The 24,230-nt window shown below is 61.4% G+C and carries 20 protein-coding genes; 4 read left to right on the top strand and 16 right to left on the bottom strand.

Annotated features, from left to right (window positions below; translation table 11 throughout):
- The 5 genes from ACP7AL_RS08090 to ACP7AL_RS08070 are packed head-to-tail and all read right to left on the bottom strand — an operon-like array spanning position 1 to position 6,919.
- A complete protein-coding gene (locus ACP7AL_RS08090; RefSeq protein ID WP_425990482.1) occupies positions 1-777 on the bottom strand; it encodes an enoyl-CoA hydratase/isomerase family protein in 777 nt (258 codons plus the stop codon).
- Positions 778-789: 12 nt separating this feature from the next.
- Positions 790-2,772 carry an acetyl-CoA carboxylase biotin carboxylase subunit gene (locus ACP7AL_RS08085; protein ID WP_425990480.1) on the bottom strand — a complete coding sequence of 661 codons (1,983 nt, stop codon included), beginning with the start codon at positions 2,770-2,772 and terminating at the stop codon, positions 790-792.
- Positions 2,769-4,388 (bottom strand): acyl-CoA carboxylase subunit beta, encoded by a 1,620-nt coding sequence (locus tag ACP7AL_RS08080; protein ID WP_425990478.1) that lies wholly within the window; start codon positions 4,386-4,388, stop codon positions 2,769-2,771. The genes ACP7AL_RS08085 and ACP7AL_RS08080 overlap by 4 nt, the downstream gene beginning before the upstream one ends.
- A 13-nt stretch (positions 4,389-4,401) precedes the next feature.
- Positions 4,402-6,006 (bottom strand): AMP-binding protein, encoded by a 1,605-nt coding sequence (locus tag ACP7AL_RS08075; RefSeq protein WP_425990476.1) that lies wholly within the window; start codon positions 6,004-6,006, stop codon positions 4,402-4,404.
- A gap of 49 nt (positions 6,007-6,055) precedes the next feature.
- A complete protein-coding gene (locus ACP7AL_RS08070) occupies positions 6,056-6,919 on the bottom strand; it encodes a 3-keto-5-aminohexanoate cleavage protein (RefSeq protein WP_425990474.1) in 864 nt (287 codons plus the stop codon).
- A 182-nt stretch (positions 6,920-7,101) separates the two neighbouring features.
- Here ACP7AL_RS08070 and ACP7AL_RS08065 point away from each other — a divergent pair, with 182 nt between their 5' ends.
- The 3 genes from ACP7AL_RS08065 to ACP7AL_RS08055 all read left to right on the top strand — a co-directional run bounded on the left by ACP7AL_RS08065 (position 7,102) and on the right by ACP7AL_RS08055 (position 10,381).
- Positions 7,102-8,268, top strand: a complete 1,167-nt coding sequence (locus ACP7AL_RS08065; protein ID WP_425990472.1) for an acyl-CoA dehydrogenase family protein — start codon at positions 7,102-7,104, stop codon at positions 8,266-8,268.
- A 236-nt stretch (positions 8,269-8,504) separates the two neighbouring features.
- On the top strand, positions 8,505-9,656 hold the full coding sequence (locus tag ACP7AL_RS08060; RefSeq protein WP_425990470.1) for an acyl-CoA dehydrogenase family protein: 1,152 nt from the start codon (positions 8,505-8,507) through the stop codon (positions 9,654-9,656).
- A 62-nt stretch (positions 9,657-9,718) separates the two neighbouring features.
- Complete coding sequence (locus tag ACP7AL_RS08055; protein WP_425990467.1) at positions 9,719-10,381, top strand: glutathione S-transferase family protein; 663 nt, start codon at positions 9,719-9,721, stop codon at positions 10,379-10,381.
- Here ACP7AL_RS08055 and ACP7AL_RS08050 read toward each other — a convergent pair.
- Both ACP7AL_RS08050 and ACP7AL_RS08045 read right to left on the bottom strand, forming a co-directional pair.
- On the bottom strand, positions 10,378-11,193 hold the full coding sequence (locus ACP7AL_RS08050; RefSeq protein WP_024920826.1) for a helix-turn-helix domain-containing protein: 816 nt from the start codon (positions 11,191-11,193) through the stop codon (positions 10,378-10,380). The genes ACP7AL_RS08055 and ACP7AL_RS08050 overlap by 4 nt on opposite strands.
- Before the next feature lie 58 nt (positions 11,194-11,251).
- Positions 11,252-12,547 carry an acyl-CoA dehydrogenase family protein gene (locus ACP7AL_RS08045; protein ID WP_425990464.1) on the bottom strand — a complete coding sequence of 432 codons (1,296 nt, stop codon included), beginning with the start codon at positions 12,545-12,547 and terminating at the stop codon, positions 11,252-11,254.
- A 216-nt stretch (positions 12,548-12,763) separates the two neighbouring features.
- On the opposite strand from ACP7AL_RS08045, the gene ACP7AL_RS08040 reads away from it, so the two are divergent.
- Positions 12,764-13,543 carry an enoyl-CoA hydratase-related protein gene (locus tag ACP7AL_RS08040; protein WP_425990462.1) on the top strand — a complete coding sequence of 260 codons (780 nt, stop codon included), beginning with the start codon at positions 12,764-12,766 and terminating at the stop codon, positions 13,541-13,543.
- Positions 13,544-13,690: 147 nt separating this feature from the next.
- On the opposite strand, the gene ACP7AL_RS08035 is transcribed toward ACP7AL_RS08040, so the two are convergent.
- The 9 genes from ACP7AL_RS08035 to ACP7AL_RS07995 all read right to left on the bottom strand — a co-directional run bounded on the left by ACP7AL_RS08035 (position 13,691) and on the right by ACP7AL_RS07995 (position 24,183).
- Positions 13,691-14,068, bottom strand: a complete 378-nt coding sequence (locus tag ACP7AL_RS08035; RefSeq protein ID WP_425990460.1) for a DUF6285 domain-containing protein — start codon at positions 14,066-14,068, stop codon at positions 13,691-13,693.
- 1 nt (position 14,069) lies between these two features.
- On the bottom strand, positions 14,070-15,065 hold the full coding sequence (locus tag ACP7AL_RS08030; protein WP_425990458.1) for a phosphotransferase family protein: 996 nt from the start codon (positions 15,063-15,065) through the stop codon (positions 14,070-14,072).
- A 102-nt stretch (positions 15,066-15,167) separates the two neighbouring features.
- Positions 15,168-16,367 (bottom strand): ABC transporter substrate-binding protein, encoded by a 1,200-nt coding sequence (locus ACP7AL_RS08025; protein ID WP_425990456.1) that lies wholly within the window; start codon positions 16,365-16,367, stop codon positions 15,168-15,170.
- Between the two features lie 117 nt (positions 16,368-16,484).
- Positions 16,485-18,323 (bottom strand): AMP-dependent synthetase/ligase, encoded by a 1,839-nt coding sequence (locus ACP7AL_RS08020; protein ID WP_425990454.1) that lies wholly within the window; start codon positions 18,321-18,323, stop codon positions 16,485-16,487.
- 92 nt (positions 18,324-18,415) lie between these two features.
- Entirely contained in the window at positions 18,416-19,195 is a 780-nt protein-coding gene (locus tag ACP7AL_RS08015; RefSeq protein WP_425990452.1) for an ABC transporter ATP-binding protein, read from the bottom strand.
- Between the two features lie 195 nt (positions 19,196-19,390).
- The gene (locus ACP7AL_RS08010; RefSeq protein ID WP_425990450.1) at positions 19,391-20,149 is read right to left on the bottom strand and encodes an ABC transporter ATP-binding protein; all 759 of its coding nucleotides are present in this window, start codon (positions 20,147-20,149) and stop codon (positions 19,391-19,393) included.
- A complete protein-coding gene (locus ACP7AL_RS08005) occupies positions 20,146-21,297 on the bottom strand; it encodes a branched-chain amino acid ABC transporter permease (RefSeq protein ID WP_425990448.1) in 1,152 nt (383 codons plus the stop codon). The genes ACP7AL_RS08010 and ACP7AL_RS08005 overlap by 4 nt, the downstream gene beginning before the upstream one ends.
- A gap of 10 nt (positions 21,298-21,307) precedes the next feature.
- On the bottom strand, positions 21,308-22,183 hold the full coding sequence (locus ACP7AL_RS08000; RefSeq protein WP_425990446.1) for a branched-chain amino acid ABC transporter permease: 876 nt from the start codon (positions 22,181-22,183) through the stop codon (positions 21,308-21,310).
- A 257-nt stretch (positions 22,184-22,440) separates the two neighbouring features.
- Complete coding sequence (locus tag ACP7AL_RS07995) at positions 22,441-24,183, bottom strand: ABC transporter substrate-binding protein (protein ID WP_425991654.1); 1,743 nt, start codon at positions 24,181-24,183, stop codon at positions 22,441-22,443.
- Between the last annotated feature and the right edge of the window lie 47 nt (positions 24,184-24,230).

Here is a 24,230-nt window from a genome sequence, read left to right as displayed (position 1 = left end):
TTACTTCCCGGTCCACACCGGCTTGCGCTTCTCGGCAAAGGCCGCAAGTCCTTCCTTCGCGTCCTGCGTCATCGCAAGAAGCGCGATCTGGGATTCCGTGTAGGCGATGCCCTGATCGAACGACATCGACGCCATCGCGCGCATGGCATATTTGCCGCGCCGGATGGCGGTCGGCGACTTGTCGGTGAGACGCCCGATCAGCCATTCCACCTTGCCGTCGAGCTCGGCGGCTGGCACCACATGATTGAGCAGCCCGGCATCCTTGGCTTCCGATGCCGTAAACGGCTCGCCGGTGAAACACCATTCGCGCACCAGACGCGGCGGCGCGATCGCCTGCAACAGGCTCAGCACCTGCATCGGGAATACGCCAACCTTCACTTCGGGCAGGCCGAACACGACATTGTCCGCCGCCACCGCCATGTCGGTCATGCACAGAAGACCAATGCCGCCCGCCATGCAGACACCGTTGATGCGGGCAATGGTCGGCTTGGTGGCGTTCTGTGCGGTGCGCAGCATATCAGCATAGGCGAGATTGGGTTGCGACAGATCGAACGCAAAGCCCGCGCCCGGCTGCAGATCGGCGCCCGCGCAGAACGCCTTGACGCCGGCACCGGTCAGCACGATGACGCGCACATCATTGTCCTCATGAGCGCGGCGGAAGCCCTCGACGATCCCGGCAATCACCGACGCATTCAGGGCGTTGCGCTTGTCGGGCCGGTTGATGGTGATCCAGAATGCGTGGCCGCGCTTGTCGTGCAAAACCGGTGCGTCAGACATTCCCTGTACTCCTCAAGCCGCGTCCTGCACGGCCTCGATCTCAGCGACCACAAATCCGGTCGTCACCTGATCGCCCTCCGCAGCATTCAGCGCGGTGAGCTTGCCGGAGACCGGCGCCGCGTGCACATGCTGCATCTTCATCGCTTCCAGCACAATGACAGGCGCGCCGGCCGCGACAATATCTCCTGCCTTCGCCAGCACCGACACCACCCGCCCGTTCATGGAGGCACGCAGCTTGCCGTCCGATCCGGCAGCACCCGCCTTCATCACGGCCATGTGCGACAGATCGCGCACATGCGACGTGACGCCAGCGAAACTGAAATAGAGATCAGTCCCGACGCGAACGAACCTCGCTGCTCCCTGAACGCCGTCGCTGGTAAAATGCACCACATCGCCGTCGCGCGGCCCAAGCGCCAGTGCGTGTTCGGACTCGGCGATGCCGATCTTGAAGACGTCGCCGCGTTCGCGCCGCACCGTCGGTTCGACAACGTGGCTGTCTAGTTCAAAGCGCAGCGGAATAGCATAGACGTGCGCCAGCCCGAGGCCCTGTTGCGCGTGAACAGCACCAATCGCTGAAACATGCACCAGCAGAGCGGCGACGGCCGCATGACGTCCGTCTTCGGATTTCGGCGGCGACAGATCGGCCGAGTGTTCTGCGATGAACGCCGTCGTCGCCTGCCCCGCCGCGAAGGCCGGATGGTCCAGACAGCGCGCGAGAAACGACTGGTTGGTGGTGACGCCCAGCGCCGTCATGCGATCGAGGCCCGTGATCAGCTTCCGCCGCGCCTCGTCGCGTGTCGCGCCATGGCTGATGATCTTGGCTATCATCGAATCGTAAAATGGTGGGATCTCGCTGCCGGATTCCAGCGCGTCCTCCACGCGTAAATCCGAGGGTGCATGCCAGCGCAACATCTTGCCGGACTGCGGCATGAAATTGTGCGCGGCATCCTCGGCGCAGAGCCGCACCTCGATGGCATGGCCTTCGAACCTCACGTCCTCCTGCTTGAGCGGCAGCGGCTCGCCGGTCGCCACACGCAACTGCAGTTCAACCAGATCGAGCCCGGTGATCGCCTCCGTCACCGGATGCTCTACCTGCAGCCGCGTGTTCATTTCCATGAAGTAGTAATTGCCTGCGCCATCCAGCAGGAATTCCAGCGTGCCCGCGCCTTCATAATTGATGGCCTTGACGGCGGCGACGGCGGTCGCGCCCATCCGCGCGCGCAATTCCGGCGACACCGCTGGCGATGGCGCTTCCTCGATCAGCTTCTGGTGCCGGCGCTGCACCGAGCAATCGCGCTCGCCGAGATGGATCGCGTTGCCGTGACGGTCACCGAACACCTGAATTTCAATGTGGCGTGGCTGGACAATCGCGCGCTCAAGAATAACCGTCGGATCGCCGAACGCATTCTGTGCTTCCGAGCGCGCCGCGCGCAGCGCATCCGGAAACGAAGCGTCATCCGCCACAAGGCGCATGCCGCGTCCGCCGCCACCGGCCACGGCCTTGATCATCACCGGGAAACCAATGCGCTTCGCGGCGTTGAGCATCGTCGCGTCGCTCTGGTCTTCGCCCTGATAACCGGGAACGCAAGGCACGCCTGCCTTCTGCATGATGTCCTTGGCGCCCGCCTTGTGGCCCATGGTGTGAATCGCCTCGGGCGAGGGGCCGATAAACACAAGACCCGTATCGCGGCAGGCTTTGGCGAACTCCGCATTCTCCGCAAGGAAGCCGTAGCCGGGATGCACGGCGTCCGCGCCGCTCGCCTTCGCGGCGGCCACGATGGCATCGACCCTTAAGTACGATTGCGAGGGCTGCGATTCGCCGATCCACACCGCCTGATCGGCCTCGCGCACATGGCGCGCGTTGGCATCGGCCGTGGAATACACCGCGACGGTCTCAAAGCCGAGACGCTTGGCGGTGCGCATCACGCGCAGCGCAATCTCGCCGCGATTGGCGATCAGGATCTTGCGGAACGGTGTCAGTTTTGCCCCACTCATGGCCGCGCCACCGAGAACTGGACCTGTTGCGGATTGCGCTGTTCCGCTTCGCGGCAGATCGCCAGCACATTTGTCAGCACCGCGCGGGTGTCGCGCGGATCGATCACACCATCATCGAGCAGCCGCCCGCTGGTGGCAAACACATCCATCTGCTTTTCGAACACATCGATGATCTGTGCCTTCATCGCCTCCAGTTTTTCCGGCTCCATCGGTTTGCCGCGCCGCGCGGCGGCGGCTTCCGCGACGATCGCCATGGTGCCGGCGGCCTGCTCGCCGCCCATCACCGCCGTCTTGGCGTTGGGCCAGGAGAAGCAGAACCGCGGATGAAAACCGCGCCCGCACATGCCATAGTTGCCCGCGCCGAACGACGCACCGCAATAGATGGTGATCTGCGGCACGGTGGCGTTGGTCACGGCCTGAATCATCTTCGAGCCGTGCTTGATCATGCCGGCTTCCTCGTAAGCCTTCCCGACCATGTAGCCCGTGGTGTTGTTGAGATAGAGGATCGGCGTGCGCGACTGGCAGCAGGCCTGAATGAAATGCGTCGCCTTGTTGGCGCCGTTCGGGTCCAGCGGGCCGTTGTTGGTGATGATCCCGATGGCGTGGCCGTTGATGCGGCCATGGCCGCAAACCGTTGCAGGGCCGTAGTTCGCGCCAATCTCGAGAAAATCAGATCCGTCGAGAATGCGCGCGATGATCTGCTTCATGTCGACAGGCCGCTTGTGGTCCATCGGCATGATGCCGAGCAACTCTTCAGTGTCGTACAATGGTGCACGCGGCGGCCCGCCGCTCTCTGGCTGCGCACGGTCCCAATTGAGATCGGCCATGATCTGGCGCGCGATTCCGAGCGCCTCGCGGTCATCTTCGGCGAGGTAGTCACCAAGTCCGGAAATGCTGGTGTGCATCTCCGCGCCGCCGAGTTCCTCCTCCGTCGCGATTTCGCCTGTCGCGGCTTTCAGCAGCGGCGGCCCGGCCAGAAACGCGCGCGTCCGCCCGCGCACCATCACGATGTAATCGGACAGACCCGTCTGGTACGCGCCGCCTGCGGTGGATGAACCGTGCGTGACGGTAATCACCGGCAGCCCTGCCGCCGAGAGCAGAGCAAGGTTTCGGAAGGTCGTGCCGCCGCGAATGAAATCCTCGACACGGTAGCGCATCAGGTTCGCGCCCGCGCTTTCCACAAGCTGCACCGACGGCAGCTTGTTTTCCAGCGCGATCTCCTGCGAGCGCAGCCGCTTGTCGAGACCCATCGGCTGCAGCGATCCCGCCTCGATGCCGGAATCGCTCGCCGTTACCATGCAGCGCACGCCAGAGACAAAGCCGATGCCCGCGATGGTGCCCCCGCCGGGAATGCTCTTGTCCGGGTCCGGCGTATCGAGACAGTATCCGGCAAGGGCTGAGAGTTCGAGAAACGGCGCACCGGCATCGAGCAGCAGCGCGATGCGCTCGCGCGGCAGCAATTGTCCTCGTTCGTGAAATCGCTTCTTGGAAAGCTCGGACGCCGCAACCGTCCGCCCCACCACGGCATCAACCCGCGCGATCTGCGCCAGCATCCCCGCGCGATTGGCCTGATAGCTCGCGCTTGTGGGCGAAATGGAATTCTCGATCACCGCCATGGATAATTGTCTTTCAGGCCGCCGATGTCGTGTTGAAGTGATCGACGAACTGCTGGCGCAGTTCGACTTTGCGCAGTTTTCCGGTGGCGGTCATCGGCATCTCGTCCAGAATTCGCACCAGTTTCGGAATCTGGAATCCGCCGAGCGTCTTGCGGCAATGCTCGATGATGTCCGTCTCACGAGCCTGCGCATTGGGCTTCAGCTTGACGAAAGCGGAGACCGCCTCGCCCCACTGCGGGTGCGGCAGGCCGACCACCGCTGCGCTCAGCACTTCGGGATGCGCCAGCAGCGTTTCCTCGATCTTCACCGAGGCGACATTCTCGCCGCCGGACTTGATCATGTCCTTCTTGCGGTCAATGAACAGCACCTCGCCATGCTCGTCGATCAGCGCCAGATCGCCGGTGTGATGCCAGCCGAATTTACGCGCGGCAGCAGTGGCTTCAGGGTCTTTATAATAGCCCATCATCACGTTGGGTCCGCGATGGACGATCTCGCCGACCTGTCCGGGCGGTAGCAGATTGCCTTCGTCGTCCATGATCGCCGTTTCATTGACGATCATCGACTCGCCCCAGTAGTTACCGAAGCGCGCAAGCTGCCGGTCCGGCTGTGACATGGTGGTCGCCGGATACATCTCCGTTTGGCCGCTCGGCTGCACGAATGTCGGGCACAACTCGGCGATACAGCGTTCCAGCAACGGACGCGGCATCGGCGCCATGGTGTAAACGCAGGTGCGCAGGGTCGAGAGATCAAATTCCTTGCGGCGCGGATGATCGAGGATCGCCTGATACATTGCAGGCAATCCGATGAAGACGGTCAGCCTGTCGCGCTGGATCGCTTCCATGCAGGCGACGGGATCGAACCCGCGCATGATGGCCATCTTCCCGCCAACCGACAAATAGGTCAGCAGCAGGACATGGGCCGCGCAATGAAACAGCGGGAATTGTCCCGTGATGCCGTCATTGCGGTCGAGATGCATCTCGATCGCATTGCTCATCGCCGCCATCACCACCGCCAGATGACAATGCATCGCGCCCTTGGGCCGCGAGGTCGTCCCCGAGGTGTAGATGATCATCGCCAGATCGCGGTCATCGAAGGCGATCTCCGGCTCGATGTCGGGCTTTCCCTTGATCAGTTCGTTGAAGCTTTCGAGCCCCTGCTCTTTCGCCTTGCCGGTCAGATCGACTGCGATCAGATCAATGCCACGCTGCTCCAGCGCCGCGCGCCGCTCCGGCTGCGCATGCAGGTTGTCGTCGATCAGCGCGAAGCGAACCTCGGCATGGCCTAGGATGTAATCCATGTCGCCCGGCCCGAGCATGGTGTTGATCGGGACCCAGACCAGACCCGCGCGGTGAATACCAAACAGCGCTTTGACGAATTCCACCGAGTTGTTGCAGATGGTCGAGATCTTGGCGCCGGGTTTCAGGCCACGCGCGAGAAGATAGTTGGCGAAACGGTTGGCGTCGTGATCGACCTCGGTAAACGTCACCTGCCGCGCACGGTCGGTCAGCGCGATGCGATCGGGGAAGCGCTTGGCTGCGCGGCGCAGGATATCGCCCACAGCCACGCGCCCGATACGTCCGGGACCGGGCACGCCGCCCGTTGCGGTCAGATCGCTCATGACGTTATCTCCCTGTATCAGCGTGCGGTTCTTTTTTGTCCGCTTCGGCTCAATGCAACAGCTTGAGAATTTTCCGCGCTTCGGCCGGTGAGGCAATCTCGCGGCCAGCCTTGCGCGCGCATGTGACGATGCCTTCGATCAATTGCCCGTTCGATGTCACCTTGGTGCCGTCGCCGAGATAGAATGTATCTTCAAGTCCGGTGCGCAGATGGCCGCCGAGTTCGGCGCAGCGCTGATGCAGCGGCCAGATCTCCTCGCGGCCGATGGCGGTGACGCTCCAGTTGGAGTCCGGCAGTTTCAGCTTGAGCAGGATCGGCAACAATTCGGGATCGGCGGGCATGCCGGAAGCGACCCCCATAACGAAATTGTATTCGAGCGGGCCGGAATACATGCCGTTCTGCTTGTACATCGCCACGCTGCGCACGATGCCGACATCGAAGCATTCGAATTCCGGCAGCGTCTTGGTGATCTTCATCACGTCGAGATACTTCTGGATCTTGTCCGGCGGATTATCGAATACATGCGGCGGCCAGGCCCAGGATCCATCGGCCTTCACTTTCAGATAGTTCAGCGAGCCGGCGTTGCAGGCGGCCATTTCCGGCGCGGTTTCGCGCACGCAATCGAGCGCACCCTGATAGTTCGGACCGCTGACGCCGGTGGTGTGATTGATGATGACGCCGGGGCACGCCTCGCGGATCGCCTGCTGCACTTCCTTTGACAGGTTCACATCCCACGACGGCATGTGGCCCTTGTCGGGGTCCTGCTGACGCAGATGCATATGCATCACCGATGCGCCGGCATCGAACGCCGCCTTCGCCTCCCGCGCCATCTCCTCCGGGGTGACCGGGACATGGTGCTGCTTGGGATTGGTCAGCACGCCGTTGAGCGCACAGGTAACGACGGCCTTGTCCATTCGGGTCCTCGGGGTTCGATCGCGAATTGCTCCAAACGGTAAAAGGCGGAGGCTGCCAGCGTCTTGTGAAAACTAGCTGGGCTTGCCACAATTTTCGGGCGCATAATTTCAGAAGACATGGCGGCTTAACGCAAGTCTGCGACACGGGAACGGGCCATAAATCTCCGACATGGAGGATGAGAATGGATGCCCCCGAGCGGTTTGCCGAGACGTCGGCCAGCCCCTTTCTGACCCCGGAACATCTGGCGTTCCGCGATATGCTGCGGCGCTTTGTGGCCACCGAAATCGAGCCTTTTGCAGCGCAATGGGACGAGGCCGGGGAATTCCCCCGCGAGCTTTATCTAAAAGCCGCCTCCATCGGCCTGCTTCAGCTTGGCTTCCCTGAAGAATATGGCGGCATCCCCTGCGACCGCTTCATGTCCATGATCGCTGCGCAGGAGCTGGCCCGCGCCGGAGCCGGCGGCGTCAGCGCCAGCCTGAAAAGCCACACCATCGGCGCGCCGCCGATCGTTTACGGCGGGTCCGATGAGATGAAGGCACGGGTGCTGCCGGACATCCTGGCGGGCAAGAAAATCTCCGCGCTGGCCATTACAGAACCCGGCGGCGGCTCGGATGTGGCCAACCTGCGCACCTCCGCGCGGCGCGACGGCGACCACTACGTGGTCAAGGGTGAGAAGACCTTCATCACATCCGGGATGCGCGCGGACTATTACACCGTGGCAGTGCGCACCGGCGGCGAAGGCGCGGGCGGCGTCAGCCTGTTACTCATCGAGCGCGATACACCCGGTTTTTCGCGCACCCCGCTGAAAAAGATGGGCTGGTGGGCGTCCGACACCGCGACACTCTATTTTGATGATTGCCGCGTGCCCGTCGCCAACCTGATCGGCACCGAGAATGCCGGGTTCAAGCTGATCATGAAGAACTTCAACAGCGAGCGGCTGGGTCTCGCCGCCGGTTGTACCGGATTCGCGCGCGTCTGCGTCGAGGAAGCCATCGCCTATGCCCGCGAGCGCAAGACCTTCGGCAAGCGTCTCGCCGATCATCAGGTGATCCGCCACAAGATCGTGGACATGGCGCAGCGCGTGGCGGCCACACAAGCCATGCTGGAAATGCTGATCTGGCGGCTGGAGCAAGGCGACAATCCCGTGGCCGAGGTCTGCATGTGCAAGAATCAGGCGACACAGACCATGGCTTACTGTGCCTCCGAAGCCGTGCAGATTTTCGGCGGCGCCGGTTTCATGCGTGGGCCGAAAGTCGAGCGCATCTACCGCGAGGTGAAGGTCAACGCCATCGGCGGCGGCACCGAGGAAATCATGAAGGATCTGGCAAGCCGCCAGATGGGACTTTAGAGCGCGGCCATGAGGATAGAATGCAAGAGCATAGACCTTTCTTCACCTCTCCCGTGGGGAGAGGTCGATGCACGACGTGCATCGGGTGAGGGCGTACGGTCTCTCGATAGATTCTACGCCCTCACCCCAACCCTCTCCCCACGGGAGAGGGAGCCGATCTCGCTTGACGCACAAACCCGCGCAAGCAAATCCGTCCAGAAAATGTACGCCAAAAATTAAAGGCATCAGGAAACGCAATGCAGTTCACGCAGGAACACGACGCCATCCGCCGCACCATGCAGCAGTTCATCAAGAACGAGATCAATCCGTTCGTCGATGAATGGGAGCGCGATGGGATCTATCCGGCCCGTCAGGTGTTCAAGAAGATGGGCGATCTCGGCCTGCTTGGCCTGTGCAAGCCGGTCGAATACGGCGGCGCGGGCCTCGACTACAGCTACGGCATGGTGATGGCGGAAGAACTCGGCGCAATCAACGCCGGCGGCGTCGGCATGTCGATCGGCGTGCAGACCGACATGGCGACACCGGCGCTGGCGCGGTTCGGCTCGGACGAGATGAAGCGCGAATTTCTAGCGCCATCGATCGCGGGTGACATGGTTGCCTGCATCGGCGTGTCGGAGCCCGGCGCAGGATCGGATGTGGCTTCGATCAAGACCACGGCCCGCTCCGACGGCGACGACTACATCATCAACGGCGGCAAGATGTGGATCACTAACGGCACGCAGGCCGACTGGATGTGCCTGCTCGCCAACACCGGCGATGGCCCGGTTCACCGCAACAAGTCGCTGATCTGCCTGCCGATGAAGACCAAGGGCGTCGAGGTGCTGCGCAAGCTGGACAAGATGGGCATGCACTGCTCGGACACCGCCGAAATCAAGTTCACCGATGTCCGCATTCCCAAGCGCAACCGGATTGGCGATGAAGGCAAGGGCTTCACCTATCAGATGATGCAGTTCCAGGAGGAACGGATGTGGGCGGTTGCCGCGTGCCTGAAGTCTCACGAAAAGACCATCGACGAGACGATCGACTACACGCGTCAGCGCAAGGCGTTCGGCAAGCCGCTGCTGGACAATCAGGTGATCCACTTCCGGCTTGCCGAACTGAAGACTGAAGTCGAATTGCTGCGCTCGCTGCTTTATCGTGCCTGTGAGGAATACATCGCGGGGAATGATGTGACCCCGCTTGCGACCATGGGCAAGCTGAAGGCCGGACGCCTGGGCCGCGAAATTCCCGACGCCTGCCTGCAATACTGGGGCGGCATGGGCTTCATGAACGAAACCCGCGTCAGCCGCGCCTATCGCGACCGCCGCCTGACCTCCATCGGCGGCGGCGCCGATGAAGTCATGCTCAGCATCCTGTGCAAATACATGGGGACGTTGCCGGAGCAGTAAGCGCTTGCATTCAGGCACCTTCCGCGTTGTATAACGCCGGACATCTTCAGGGATTTATCGATATGCTGACGCTCTATCACTGCTCGAGTGCACGCTCCTTCCGTCCGCTCTGGACCCTGGAAGAGCTTGGCATTCCCTACGACCTGACGATGCTGCCCTTCCCGCCGCGTTTCCTGAAGCGCGAGTATCTCGAGCTAAATCCCTTGGGCACCATTCCGTTTCTCGTCGATGGCGATGCGCGGATGACCGAGTCGTCCGCGATCTGCCTCTATCTCGTAACGAAGTACGGCCCCACACCGCTGAACGTCGCAGTCGATGAGCCTGCATATGGCGCGTATCTCAACTGGCTGTTCTTCGGCGAAGCGACGCTGACGTTTCCGCAGACGATCTATTTCCGCTATTCGCAGCTTGAGCCTGACGAGAAAAAGAACCCGCAGGCCGCGGCCGACTATGCACGCTGGTTTCTTGCCCGGCTGCGCGCGCTGGAAACTGCCGTCTCGCAGTCGGACTGGGTCTGCGCCGGGCGCTTTACCGCCGCGGACATTTCCGTCGGCTATGCCCTGATGTTCGCGCAGTCCAATGGACTGTCCGCTCAGTTCACCCATGCCGTTGCCGCCTATTGGGAACGGCTCAAGCAGCGCGACGGCTTCCGCAGGGCGATTGCCGCGCAGGACCGCGCCAGCATTGAGCAAGGGGTCGCGCCGAGAGTTCCGGCCGCCACCTAAGCCCGCATACTCGCGGCGTCGCTCGCAACATCCCTGCCGTTGATGATCTGCAAGCGCCGTGAGCCGGAAAACAGCGCGCTCGGCTGAAGCCCGTAGATGCGGCGCAGCGAGTGACTGAAATGCGTCGAGTCCGGATAGCCGGCATCGAGCGCGAAATGCGCAAGGTTTCGCTCGACATTGACATGATGCAGAATATTCCGCGCGCGCTTCCAGGCGCGGAATGTCTTGAAGTTCATGCTGGTCTCGTCCTTGAACAGATGCAGGAACCGCGACAGCGACAGCTTGACGCCGCTGGCGCAATCGTCACCCGAGATGCTGCTCGACGGCTTCGCCTGAAAGCGCGACACGACGGTCGATATGCGCGTATCAAGGTCGCGCGGCTTCAGGCGGCGCTGGAGAAAGATCTGGTCGAAATCGGCCGAAGTGAAACCGCTGGTCCCGCTGAGCGCCATGGTCGCATAGATTTCGCGAAACCGCGCGGCGAGCCGGCCGGCCGCAACCGGATCGTCGCACTGGCGGATGATCTGCGCGAGATCGTCATCGCTGACCGATTCAGGCTCGATCAGCAGCCCGAGAATTTCACGCGACTCCGATGTGATCTTGTGCGGCAGATAGGCCGGAACGGCGAGAATCTCGCCAACACGCGGCGGCTGCCCGGCCACTTCGAGGCACGCGGTGCCATGCAGCGGCACACAGACCGCGAGCGCGCCGAGCGTGCGCACCGAGGGCTTGCCATGCAGCCCGGCGTAGAACACACGCTCCGAACTGATCAGCATGAACCGGTCGGACCGGCCGGACGTACACCTGCGCATCGTTTCCTCCAGAAACATATTCTTCACGGGCGATTGTTCGCCTCTTGTGAAACTCGAATTAGCGGCTCTTCTCCGTGGTCTCGAATTTTCCCGCCCCCATATAGCCGAACAGAAATCCGGCGACCTTGCGCTTCTGGATTTCCTCGCTCCCTTCGGTGATGCGGTAGCGCCGGTGATGGCGATAGATGTGCTCGAACGGCTTGTGCCGCGAATAACCCAAGCCGCCATGCACCTGCATGGCCCGGTCCGCCGCCTCGCAGCACAGCCGGTTCGCCCAGAAATTACACATCGACACCTTGTCGGAGAGCCGATGCTCGACATCGGCCTGGGTCATACGGTCCATCTCCCACGCCGTCTTGCGGATCAGAAGCCGCAACATCTCGGCCTGCGTCGCAAGCTCGACCAGCGGAAACTGGATCGCCTGATTTTCCGACAGCGCGTGACCGAACGGCTTGCGCTCGCGCGCATAGCGCACGCTCTCGTTGATGCAATACACAGCCGCGCCGAGCGAACTCGCAGCCTGACGAATCCGGTTCTCATGCACAAAACACTGCGCCAGCGACAGACCGCGTCCGACCTCGCCGAACAATGCATCGTCCGGCACGAAGACATCGGTGAAGCTGACGCGCGGGTGATCGGTCGGCATGTTGAAGGTCCAGAGATATTCCTCGACTTTCACGCCCTTCGCATTCGCCGGAACGAGAAAACACGTAATGCCGCGCGCGTCACCGTCATTGCCCGATGTGCGTGCGAAGGTCGCGCAATGCGTCGCGACATGCATGCCGGTGGTCCACATCTTTTCGCCGTTGATCACCCAGCCGCTGACGCCGTCGCGCGTGGCCTGCACAGCCGTGGTTTCCATGTGCGTGGCGTCGGAGCCGTGATCGGGCTCGGTCAAACCAAACGTGATGCGATACTTGCCGGTGAGCGCGCCTTCGATCATCGCCTTCTGATCGTCGCGGCCGTAGCGGTCCAGCATGGTGACCAATGGAAAGTTTCCCACAATCGAGTGCTCGTTCTGCAAATCGTTGTGCAGGCCGAGACCCTTGGCGGCGAAATGCTCGCGGATCACCGCCATCCAGAGATTCGAACCGTCCCTGCCGCCGTAGCGCTTGGGAATTGCGAAGCGCAGATACCCGGCCTCATCAGCGAGATTTTTCGCCTGACGCAGCAGGTCTTCCCATTCATGGCGCGGCAGGCCGCCCTTGTCGAAATCCGTGCGCGCCCATTCGCGGCGGTGATCAAAGAAACGGATGTTGTCGTCGCGCTGCTCGAGCGGCTTGATGGTCTGATCGATGAAACGATCGAGCTCGGCGAGGTACGCAGTCAGATCATCAGGCAGCGAGAAATCCAACGCGCAACTCCCGAACGTCCATCCCGGACCTGGTTTTTTCTTTGCGCCGCGCTGCTTGAGAATGCCCGCGACGGATGGCGAATTAAGATAAGCGCCGAGGCGTTAGTCAAGCGCTTAATTAATTTGTGAAGCAGCTTCTTTGCTGGTCTATTCCGGCCACGACAACATCGCTCAAATGTTGCAACGCAACGCAAGAAACGTCCGAGGAAATCGCGCATGGCCTATGAATTCGCCAAAGTGGACCGCAAAGGTCCGCTGACCATCATCACGCTCAATCGCCCCGAGGTGATGAACGCCGTGCATTCGCCGATGCACTTTGAGATGCATCGCGTTTTTGACGAGTTCAACAAGGACCCCGATCAGTGGATCGCGATCGTGACGGGCGCAGGCGACCGGGCGTTTTCCGCGGGCAACGATCTGAAGTGGCAGGCGCAGGGGGGCCAGCGCGGCTGGGACACCAGCGGCTTTGCGGGACTGACCCACCGTTTCGATTGCGACAAGCCGATCATCGCCGCGGTCAACGGCGTGGCCATGGGCGGCGGCTTTGAAATCGCGCTGGCCTGCGACCTGATCATCGCATCGGAAAACGCGACCTTCGCCCTGCCCGAGCCCCGTGTCGGTCTCGCTGCACTTGCCGGCGGGTTGCATCGCCTACCACGCCTGATCGGACTCAAGCGCGCCATGGGCATGATCCTGACCGGGCGTCATGTCTCCGCGAAGGAGGGCATGGAGCTTGGCTTCGTCAACGAGGTGGTTCCGAAAGGCGAAGCACTGGCCGGCGCCGAGCGCTGGGCCAATCTCATTCTGCAGAACGGCCCGATGTCGATCCGCGCCTCGAAGCAGACCATGCATCGCGGCCTCGGCGTGTCGCTGGAACAGGCGCTGGCCGAACAGTTCGACTATCCGGCCGTCAAGGCGCTCGCCGCATCAGAGGATTACATCGAAGGCCCCAAGGCTTTCGCGGAAAAGCGCCCCCCGCAGTGGAAGGGTCGGTAAGTTTACGCAATGCAAGTCGACTCCCTCTCCCCGGTGGGGAGAGGGTTGGGGTGAGGGCCCTAAATCCATCGAGAGATTCTACGCCCTCACCCGGCACGCTTCGCCTCCCGACCTCTCCCCACGGGAGAGGTGAAGGACGAATCCACATCAATTCTTGCTGTCCCGCTCGCGGCGATAGGACGCATAATTCGGCTGGTCGATGGCGAGCTTGTCCAGCGTGGTCTGCCAGACGTGTTCGGTCAGTCCCGGCGTATCAAAGCTGACCTCGCCGCTTGCGATCCGTGCCGACAGCAGACGGTTTAATTCCTCCAGCGAACCGGATGTCCCAAGCAGCTTTGACAGCCGTTCAAGCTCGGCGGCATCACCGGATGCCTCAAGGGTGAGCTGACGCGCGACCAGATCGAGCGCGTTCAGCCCGACACGCAACTTGAACGCAGCGTGTCCGGACAATTGCGGCGCGACATCGGAGCGAAGAAATTCCGCGACTGCGTTGATCAGTTCGACCGGTGTGGGCTGATCCTGCATACTATTTCCCTCGACGCGGCGAGAGCAGCCGCAACAGATCGATTTCGGTTTCCGAGGCGCGGCGGCCGATCATGGCGCGCTCCATGGAGTGATCTGGACCGGCACGAAAGCGCTGCATCATGCCGCAGCACATGATGCCCCACCGCAAGGTGCCAAGTGTCTCCCAGAACATCACCCGCGCCACATCGACCGGACAGCCGGATGCGGCTTCATACGCCGCAAACAAGTCCTCGCGCGAACCGAGGCCGCCGACCGGCTTGTCGATCTCGCCGAACCGCCACGAGTTCACGCAGATCCAGCCGAGGTCTTCCATCGGATCGCCAAAGTGGGCCAGTTCCCAGTCCAGCACCGCGCGGACCCCTTCAGGCCCGATGATAAGATTGCCATGGCGGAAATCGCCGTGAACCAGCGTCACCGTGTCGGACGTCGTCGGCGCATTGTCGCGCAGCCAGCGCAGCGCCAGATCGAACACCGGGCGCGGCCAGTCGAAGGATTTGTATTCGGCGGCAAGATCGTCGAGCTCGCCCGCCACCGTCATCAGCCGCAGCTTCGGCAAACGCGCCTTATCCAGCGCGTGAATGTCCGCAACCACCCTGCCAAGCTGACTCGCCAGCACCTTGCGCGCATTGGCGAACTCCGCATCGCGGAGGATCTTGCGCGGAATGGTTTCGCCCTCGACGCGGTCCATGATGAAGCCGCTGCCAAGGCCATCATCCGCCCGCAAAACATAACGCACGCGCGGCGATGGAACTCCTGCCTCATAGGCTTGCTGCATCAGGACTGCTTCGGCTTCGAGACCGGCCGCACGGCCCGGAGCCGCGCCGTAACCCGATGGCGCGCGGCGCAGAATGACCGCCATGTCTCGTTCAGGATGGAGAACATCGAACGACCAGGTTTCCTGGCTTGCCCCGCCGGAGAGTTGAGCGAGGCGATCGATGCCTGTGGCTCCCGGAAACCAGCGCGCGATGCCGGCCTTGAGCGTACTCTCAATCGTCATCTGGATTCTTGGGGCTTGCTGGCTCTCTTGTTGGAGCCGGACCGTAAATAAAATCGCGTGCGCGGGCAACCGCGCACGCGATGTCGTTTCAGAGCGGCCTGCTCAGAACATCAGGCCTTCTTTCACCAGAACCCAGCGGCCGTTCTTGACCTGCTGAACCTGCGTCACGGTGCTCGCAAGATGGTTGGTCTTGGAGAACTTGGTCGGCGGAGAGTTGAAAATGTCCTGGAACACGTCGCCGGATTCCATCGCATCGAGCACCTTCTGGCCGGTCAGATCCTTGCCCGCCTTGTTGACGTAATGGGCGAAGGTCATCATCGCATTATAACCGATGATCGCCTGCGTGTTCGCGTCGGTGCCGAACGCCTTCTTGTAGTTGTCCAGCCAGTCCTTGGCTTTGCCCTTCGCGGTGTCCGGGTATGGGATCTCAAAACCTGCCGCGGCGTAGAGACCTTCAACGGCTTCCTTGCCGAGGGCAGGCACTTCAAGCACGTTGGTCGGTGTTGCGCCGAGGAACGTCACATCCCAGCCGAGCTTCTTGGCTTCACCCATCGCGCCGATGGTTTCGCGGATCACAGTGCCGAGCACCACGAGATCGCAGCCATCGGACTTCATCTTCGCGACCTGCGCGCTGAAGTCGGATGCGCCCCGCTTGTAGCTGGTGATCGACGCCGGTGTCAGCTTCATCGCAGCCGTCTGCTGGTTAAAGCCGTCGAGCACGCTTTTTCCGTATTCGTCATCCTGATGCATGATGCAGGGCTTGGCGAATTTCTTCCATTCGATCATGTGCTTGAGCGCAGCACGCGTACTTTCAACATAAGGAAGAATGTTGTTGAACTTCAGCCGTTCCTGCGGCTTCGCAGGATCGAACTTGAAGGTGAACTCCGCTGCGGTGAGCGGGAAAAGCTGCAGCACGCCGGCATCGAACAAAATGTCCTGCGCCGCGAGCACGGTGGGGGAACCCATCGGTCCGACCATGGCGAAGATCTTGTCCTTCTCGATCAGCTTCTGCGAGGCGAGCACCGCGCGCTTCGGATCGTAGCCACTGTCTTCCACGATCAGCTTGATCTTGCGGCCGTTGATGCCGCCGGCGGCATTGATCTCGTCGGCTGCCATTTTCAGGCCGTTGGCCACCGGCACGCCCCAGCCCTTGATCGGGCCGGACAGATCCTGATGCGATCCGACGACAATTTCGGTCGGCGAGATGCCTTCGTTGGTCACCTTGGTCTGTGCGAAGGCCGGCGACTGGGTCAGCGCGAGCGCCCCCACCGCAAGGCCAAGCGCCTTGAACGATTTCGACATAACGGTCTCCTTCCTGTTGGCCCATATTCAGCGAAGGCCGGGCCTTGCTACCTTCGCCGCTGAGCGGCCTTTTCAGGCCGCGGAATGCGCTTCTATTGGCACAGTGTATTCAAGAGCTTACGCCATAGCGCTCGCCCGGTACATTGCATCGATTTCGGCTGCGTAGGACTTGTTCACGAAGCTCCGCTTTAACTTCATGGTCGGCGTCAGTTCTTCATCTTCGGGCGTGAGCTGCCGCTCGATCAGATGGAATTTCTTGATGGTTTCGACGCGGGCAAAGTTCGCATTGACCGCTTCGATCTCGCGTCTGATGAGGTCCTGGACCTCCGGCGCGCGGCACAGGCTCGCGTAGTTCGTGAACGGGATATTGTAGTCCTGCGCGAACTTCTCGACGTTCTCGTGGTCGATCATCACCAGACATGTGAGGTACGGCCGCTTGTCGCCGATGACCACGGCGTCCGAGATATAGGGCGAGAACTTCAACTGGTTCTCGATCTCGGACGGCGTGATGTTCTTGCCGCCGGACGTGATGATGATGTCCTTCATCCGGTCTGTGATCTTGACGAAGCCCTCGTTGTCGATAGTGCCGACATCTCCAGTATGCAGCCAGCCCTTTTCATCAATGGTTTCAGCGGTTTTCTCGGGCTGATTCAAATAGCCCATGAACAGGAAATCGCCCTTGATGAGAATCTCCCCCTTCGGGCAGATCATCACCTCGCCCCACGGCGCTGCCTTGCCGACCGAGCCGAGCTTGATGCGGTCGTTCGGCATCAGGGTCGCGACGCCGCAATTCTCGGTCTGGCCATAGACCTCGCGCATGTCGAGGCCGATGGCGAGATACCAGCGGATCAGGTCCGGCGAGATCGGCGCGGCGCCGGTAAATGCGATGCGGACGCGGTCGAGGCCGAGCATCCGCCGGATATTGCGGAACACCAGCCAGTAAGCCGCCTTCCCCGCCAGCCGCAAATGCAGCGGCGGCGTCTCCCCTTCGAGCCGGTAGTCGGTCAGGCGCTGGCCGATGGCGAGCGCGTGGCGGTACATCCACTGCTGGAACGGCGTGGCGTCCTTCAGCGCGATGGTGATGGCCGAATAGAACTTCTCCCAGATGCGCGGCACCGCGAGAAACGCCGTCGGCTGCACCTCGCGCAGATTGTCCGGCACTGTTTCCGGACTTTCGGCAAAGTTCATGATCGAGCCGACGGCGATCGACAGATAGTAGCCGCCGATCCGCTCGGCGACATGGCACAGCGGCAGGAATACCAGCCGCTCCTCGTGATCGGTCGGAACCAGAAGATAGTCCGCGTAGCGCATCTGATGGGTGACGCTGCGGTTGGAGTGCATCGCGCCCTTCGGCGGGCCCGTCGTTCCCGAGGTGTAGACCAGAATGGCGAGATCGTTCGGGCCGCGGCTTTCGATCATCTCCTTCCACAGCGCCTCGCGCCCGTTCATGTGGTTGCGCCCGAGCGCCATGAACTCGTCCAGCGACATCACCATCGGATCGCTGAAGCCGCTGAGACCTTCCATGTCAAACACGACAATTTTTTCAAGCGTCGGGCACCGCGCGCGGCAGGCCAGCACCTTGTCGAGCTGCTCGTCGTCCTCGGCGAAGATGATCCTGGTCCGGGAGTCGTTGATCAGGTATTCGACCTGCGAGGCCGAGTCAGTCGGATAGATGCCGGACGAAACGCCGCCCGCGCAGAGCACGCCCATATCGGCGAACACCCATTCAGGGGTGGCATTCGAGACGATGGAGGCAACATCGCCCGGCTTGAAGCCGGATGCATGGAGCGCGTAGGCGATCTCCTTCGCCGTCTGCAGCCATTGCCGCCAGCTCGTCGACTGCCAGACGCCGAGATGCTTTTCCCGGATCGCTGTCTTGTCGCCGCGCGTTTCAACCGCCAGCAGAAAACTCTTCGCGATTGTATCCGCGACGGTGATCACTGCGGGTTTCGCCATAGCTCGCTCCCTATCCTCGCCGCGGATCACGCGGCGTTCGTTCTCTCCCATTCTTGCCGCCCGGTCTTGTTGCCGGACTTCGAACCTGATCGTTATCGCCAGGTCTTCTTTTTCTTCCAGCGCCGTTCGCCCCGCGCGCCGTCTTCCTTGGCGCCGAGGTAGAATTCCTGAATATCCTGCGATTGCATCAGCCTCTCACAGGTATCGTTCATCACCACACGGCCGATTTCGAGGACATATCCGTAGTCCGCCGTCTCCAGCGCGACCTTGGCGTTTTGCTCCACCAGCAGGATCGACATGCCCTGCTCCTTGTTGACGCGCTTGATGATGGTGAAGATCTCCTTCACCAGCAGCGGCGACAGACCAAGCGACGGCTCATCCAGCAGCAGCAAGGCCGGGCGATTCATCAGCGCGCGGCCGATGGCCAGCATCTGCTGCTCGCCGCCAGAGAGCTGCCCCGCCGGCTGATTGATGCGCTCGCGCAGACGCGGAAAGTAGCCGTAGACACGCTCGATATCAGAAGCAACGCCGTCGCGATCCTTGCGCGGATAGGCGCCCATCATCAGGTTTTCGCGCACGCTGAGAAACGGGAACACCTCGCGCCCTTCGGGCACATGGCTGAGGCCGAGGCGCACGATCCGGTCGGCTTCCATGCGCTGGATCGGCTGGCCCTTGAATTCGATCGAGCCCTTCTGCGGATCGAGAATACCGGAAATGGTCTTGAGCACAGTGGTTTTGCCTGCGCCGTTGGCGCCGAGCAGCGTGACGATCTTGCCGCGCGGCACTTCAAGGCTGATACCGCGGATGGCCATGATCGGCCCGTAATAGCTTTCTATGTTGCTCAGCCTGAGAATGATGTCGGGGCTGCTCATGACATCGTCCTCGCAACACGAACGCGGCGTAATGTACTCCCTCTCCCCTTGGGGGAGAGGGTTGGGGTGAGGGGGTTCAATGCTAGAACGGAAATATCGATCCCCCTCACCCGGCGCTGCGCGCCGACCTCTCCCCGACGGGGAGAGGTGAAGCAAAAAATCGATAGTTTACGCTTTACCATCTGAGCTCAATCCTCATGTGCCGAGATAGGCGGCGACGACATCGGGATGCGCCTGCACCTCGGCGGGCGCACCCATAGCCAGCACCTTGCCGTAGTTCAGCGCGATCACCCGGTCGGAGACGCGGTTGACCAGCGTCATGTCGTGCTCGACCATCAGCACGGTGATGCCAAGCTCGGTCTTCATGTCGCGGATCCAGAACGACATGTCGTCGGTCTCCTCCACATTCAGCCCGGACGAGGGCTCATCCAGCAGGATCAGCTTCGGCTCGGTGCACAGCGCGCGGGCCAGTTCGATCACCTTGCGCACGCCATAGGGTAGCCCGGAGATGAGCTTGTCCCGATGGGCGGCAAGGTCAAGGAAATCAATGACCTGCTCGACGCGGCGGCGATGCGCTTTTTCGTCGCGGCGCACGTTCGGCAGGAACAGCAGCTCCTGCCAGAGACTGGTGGTGGAGTGGCGGTGCCGCCCGACCAGAAGGTTGCTCAGAACGGTGGCATTCTCGAACAGTTCGATGTTCTGGAAGGTCCGGGCAATGCCCAATTTTGCGATGTCGTACGGCTGCGCGGCGGTAATGTCCTGATCCTCGAAATAGAGTTTTCCCGAGGTCGGCTCATAGAGCCGCGAAATCAGGTTGAAGATCGAGCTTTTGCCCGCCCCGTTGGGGCCGATGATCGAGAGAATTTCGCCCTTCTCCACCGCGAAGCTGACAGAATCCACCGCCTTGAGGCCACCGAAGTGAAGCGAGAGATTTTCCGCGCGGAAACAGCTCATCGGTTCCGCTCCGACTTCACGTAGATCTTCTGCCGCTTGAAGGTCGCGCGCTTGTAGAGCGGGAAAAGCTGGAAGAAGAGCTTGATCTTCAGCCAGCGCCCGTAAATTCCGTAAGGCTCGAACAGGATGAACAGCATGATAATCAGGCCGTAGATCGCGCCCTTCAGGCCGTTCGCCGAGGCAATCGCCGCAACATTTGCCTTGATATGTGCCGCCTGCTCGGCGCCCGCACCGAATGTCGCGGCAAGTCCAGCGATCACGCCGGGAATGTCATCCTTCAGGAAAGTCAGGAACGGATCGACCATCACGATGAAGATCGCGCCCAGCACCGCGCCGTGCAGGCTGAGCACGCCGCCGATGATGATGACCATGATGAATTCGATGGAGAGCTGGAGGGTAAACATCTCCGGGCTGATGAAGGACATCTTGTGCGCGAACAGACAGCCCGCGAAGCCGGTGATCGCGGCACTCAGCGCGAACGACTTCACCTTGTAGCGCGCGACATTGATGCCCATGCTCTTGGCCGCGGTTTCGCTGTCGCGGATCGCGACAAAGGCGCGGCCTGTGGGCGAGCGCATCAGGTTCAGCGTACCGACAATGACAAGAATGAGCAGACCGAGACACAGGTAATAAAAGGTCGGGCTGTCGCGCGGAATCGTCTTTCCGAGCAACTGAATGGTCTTGACCCGCATGCCGTCATTGCCATGGGTCACGCTTTCCCAGCGCGCGAGCACTTCCTCGACGATCAGCGCGAAGGAAATCGTCGCGATCACAAGATAGATGCCCTGCAGCCGCAGCGCCGGAAATCCGACCATCGCGCCGATAATCCCGGTCAGGATTCCCGCGGCGAGGAAATACACCGGAAACGGCACGCCGAGTTGCTGCAAGTATCCGGCCGTATAGGCCCCGATGGCAAGAAACGCCGCGTGCCCCAGCGAAGCCTGTCCGGTGAAGCCGGTGAGGATCATCAGTCCGACGCCAACGGTGGCGTAGATGCAGACGAACACGAGCTGGCTCATCAGATAGCTAGAGAGCGTGAACGGCGCGATCACCAGCAGGATCAGCAACGCACCATACGACCAGAAGTAGCCGCTGTGCGGGATGAGCCGGATGTCGTCGTTGTAGTCGGTCTTGAACAGAAACCGCATGCGACGCCCCTCAGACTTTCTTCCGCGTGTGAATCCCGAAGATGCCTTCGGGTTTCAGCAGCAGCACTGCGAGAAGCACGAGGTAAGGCGCGACGTCTTTCCAGCCCTGCGGCAGATAGAAGCCCGCCATGCTTTCGATCACGCCGATCAGAACGCCGCCGACCACGGCGCCGGGGATCGATCCGAATCCGCCGAGCACCGCCGCGGGAAATGCCTTCAGACCCAGCACCAGTCCGACATTGGAATGGACGAATGTAATTGGCGCCAGCAGCACGCCGGCGCAGGTTGCAACCGCGGCGCTGATCGCCCAGACGATCGACACCACGCGCTTGACGGGAATGCCCATGTAATAGGCGGCGAGCATGTTCTCGGAACTGGCCCGCATTGCGGTGCCAAGGGTGGTCTTGTTGAAGAAGAGATACAGCACGCCGCAAAGAACGATGGTCGCAGCGATCACCGACAGCTTGTCATAGGCCAGCACCAGGCTGCCGAGCCGCAGCACGCCCTGGCTGAACGGCGTTTCGATCTTGAGATCGTCGGTGCCCCAGATCATGCCCGCAACCGACCGCAGGAAGAACCCGAGCCCGATGGTGGCCATGATGATGGAGAATTGCGGATAGCCGAGGATCGGCCGCACCACGAGACGCTCGGCCAGCATGCCGAACATGGCCATCGCCGCGACCGCGGCAATGAATCCAAGCCAGTAATTGAAACCCAGCAGGCTGATGAAGGTGAAGGCGAAGAACCCGCCCAGCATCATCAGGTCGCCCTGCGCAAAGTTGACGACCTCGGTGGCCTTGTAAACAAGGACAAAGCCAAGTGCGATCAGGCCATAGACACAGCCGAGCGCAATGCCGCTCACCAACTGCTGAACGAAGTCCAGCATCCCGGTTACCCCTCCCCGACGTGCCGCGATTCTAGCGATCGCATTTGGTCACGCCGCGATCCTATCGATCGCCTTGCTTGGTTCTTGTGTCGATTAGCTATGCGTTTTTTGCACGAGCCTTTTCGTAATCAGACCCAAACCGAAACGAGGTGTCAACAACACCCAAAAGAGTGCGATGCATCAAACGAAAAAGGCCGGGATTGCTCCCGGCCTTGAAGTTGTGCGCATCACTTAAGCGCACAGGGAGGTTGCTTTGCCTACTTGGCTTCGGCGCGCTTCGGCGGCGAGGCCGGCCACGACTTGATCAGCGTGTCGTAGTCGACGGTTTCGCCCTTCGGCTTCTCGTTCGCCAGCTTGCGCTGCGGAGCGATGTTGCCGTCCTTCTCCGACTTGGCGAACCAGAACTCCGCGGTTTCCTTCTTGTTGAGCTTCGGTCCGCAGGCGCCCTGCACGCCCGACTTCTCAAGGCGTTCAAGCACCGAGTCCTGGGCCGCAGCCAGCGAGTCCATCGCAGCCTGCGCGGTCTTCGCACCGGACGACGCATCGCCGATGTTCTGCCACCAGAGCTGAGCCAGCTTCGGATAGTCAGGCACGTTGTTGCCGGTCGGGGTCCACTGCACGCGCGCGGGCGAGCGGTAGAATTCGACCAGACCGCCGAGCTTCGGCGCACGCTCGGTGAACGACTTGTCCCAGATGTCAGACTCGCGGGTGAACGTGAGACCGACATGGCTCTTCTTCAGGCTCACCGTCTTGGAGTTGATGAACTGGAGGTAGAGCCAGGCCGCCTTGCGGCGATCCGGCGGGGTCGACTTGAGCAAGGTCGCGGAGCCGGCGTCCTGATAGCCGAGCTTCATGCCTTCCTTCCAGTACGATCCATGCGGCGACGGAGCCATGCGCCACTTCGGCGTGCCGTCGGCATTCACCACCGGCAGACCGGGCTTGACCATGTCCGCGGTGAAGGCGGTGTACCAGAAGATCTGCTGGGCGATATTGCCCTGCGCGGGAACCGGGCCCGCTTCGGAGAAGGTCATGCCCTGCGCCTGCGGCGGGGCATACTTTTTCAGCCAGTCGAGATACTTGACGATCGAGTAGACCGCCGCGGGTCCGTTGGTGTCGCCGCCGCGTTCTACGGATGAACCGACCGGACGGCAGCCTTCCATGCGGATGCCCCATTCGTCGACAGGCTTGCCGTTCGGGATGCCCTTGTCGCCGTTGCCCGCCATCGACAGCCAGGCGTCGGTGAAACGCCAGCCGAGCGACGGGTCCTTCTTGCCGTAGTCCATGTGGCCATAGACCTTGACGCCGTTGATTTCCTTGATGTCGTTGGTGAAGAACTCGGCAATGTCTTCATAGGCCGACCAGTTCACCGGCACGCCAAGCTCGTAGCCATACTTGGCCTTGAACTTCGCCTTGTAGTCCGGATTGGTGAACCAGTCGTACCGGAACCAGTACAGGTTCGCGAACTGCTGGTCCGGCAACTGATACAGCTTGCCGTCCGGTCCGGTGGTGAACGACTTGCCGATGAAATCATCGACATCGAGCATCGGGTCGGTGACGTCCTTGCCCTCGCCGGTCATGTAATCCGACAGAACCACGGTCTGGTTGTAGCGGAAGTGGGTGCCGATCAGATCGGAGTCGTTGATCCAGCCGTCATAGACGTTCTTGCCTGACTGCATCTGCGTCTGCAGCTTCTCGACAACGTCGCCTTCCTGGATCAGGTCGTGCTTGACCTTGACGCCAGTGATTTCGGTGAACGCCTTGGCCAGCGTCCCCGACTCGTATTCATGCGTCGTGATCGTTTCAGACACGACATTGATGTCCATGCCCTTGAAAGGCTCAGCGGCCTTGATGAACCACTGCATCTCCTTCATCTGGTCTTCCTTCGACAATGTCGAAGGCTGGAATTCCGTGTCGATCCACTTCTTCGCCGCAGCTTCGTCTGCGAAAGCCGGCGCGCTGATCGCGGCTGACGCCGCAATCAATGCCACCGCGCTTGTCATCGTCAAAAGACGATTCCTTTTTATAACGTGTCGCATGGTTTCCTCCG

Source organism: Afipia sp. DC4300-2b1, from assembly GCF_049895725.1.
Lineage (GTDB): Bacteria > Pseudomonadota > Alphaproteobacteria > Rhizobiales > Xanthobacteraceae > Afipia > Afipia broomeae.
This window is presented reverse-complemented; position numbering and strand designations above follow the sequence as displayed.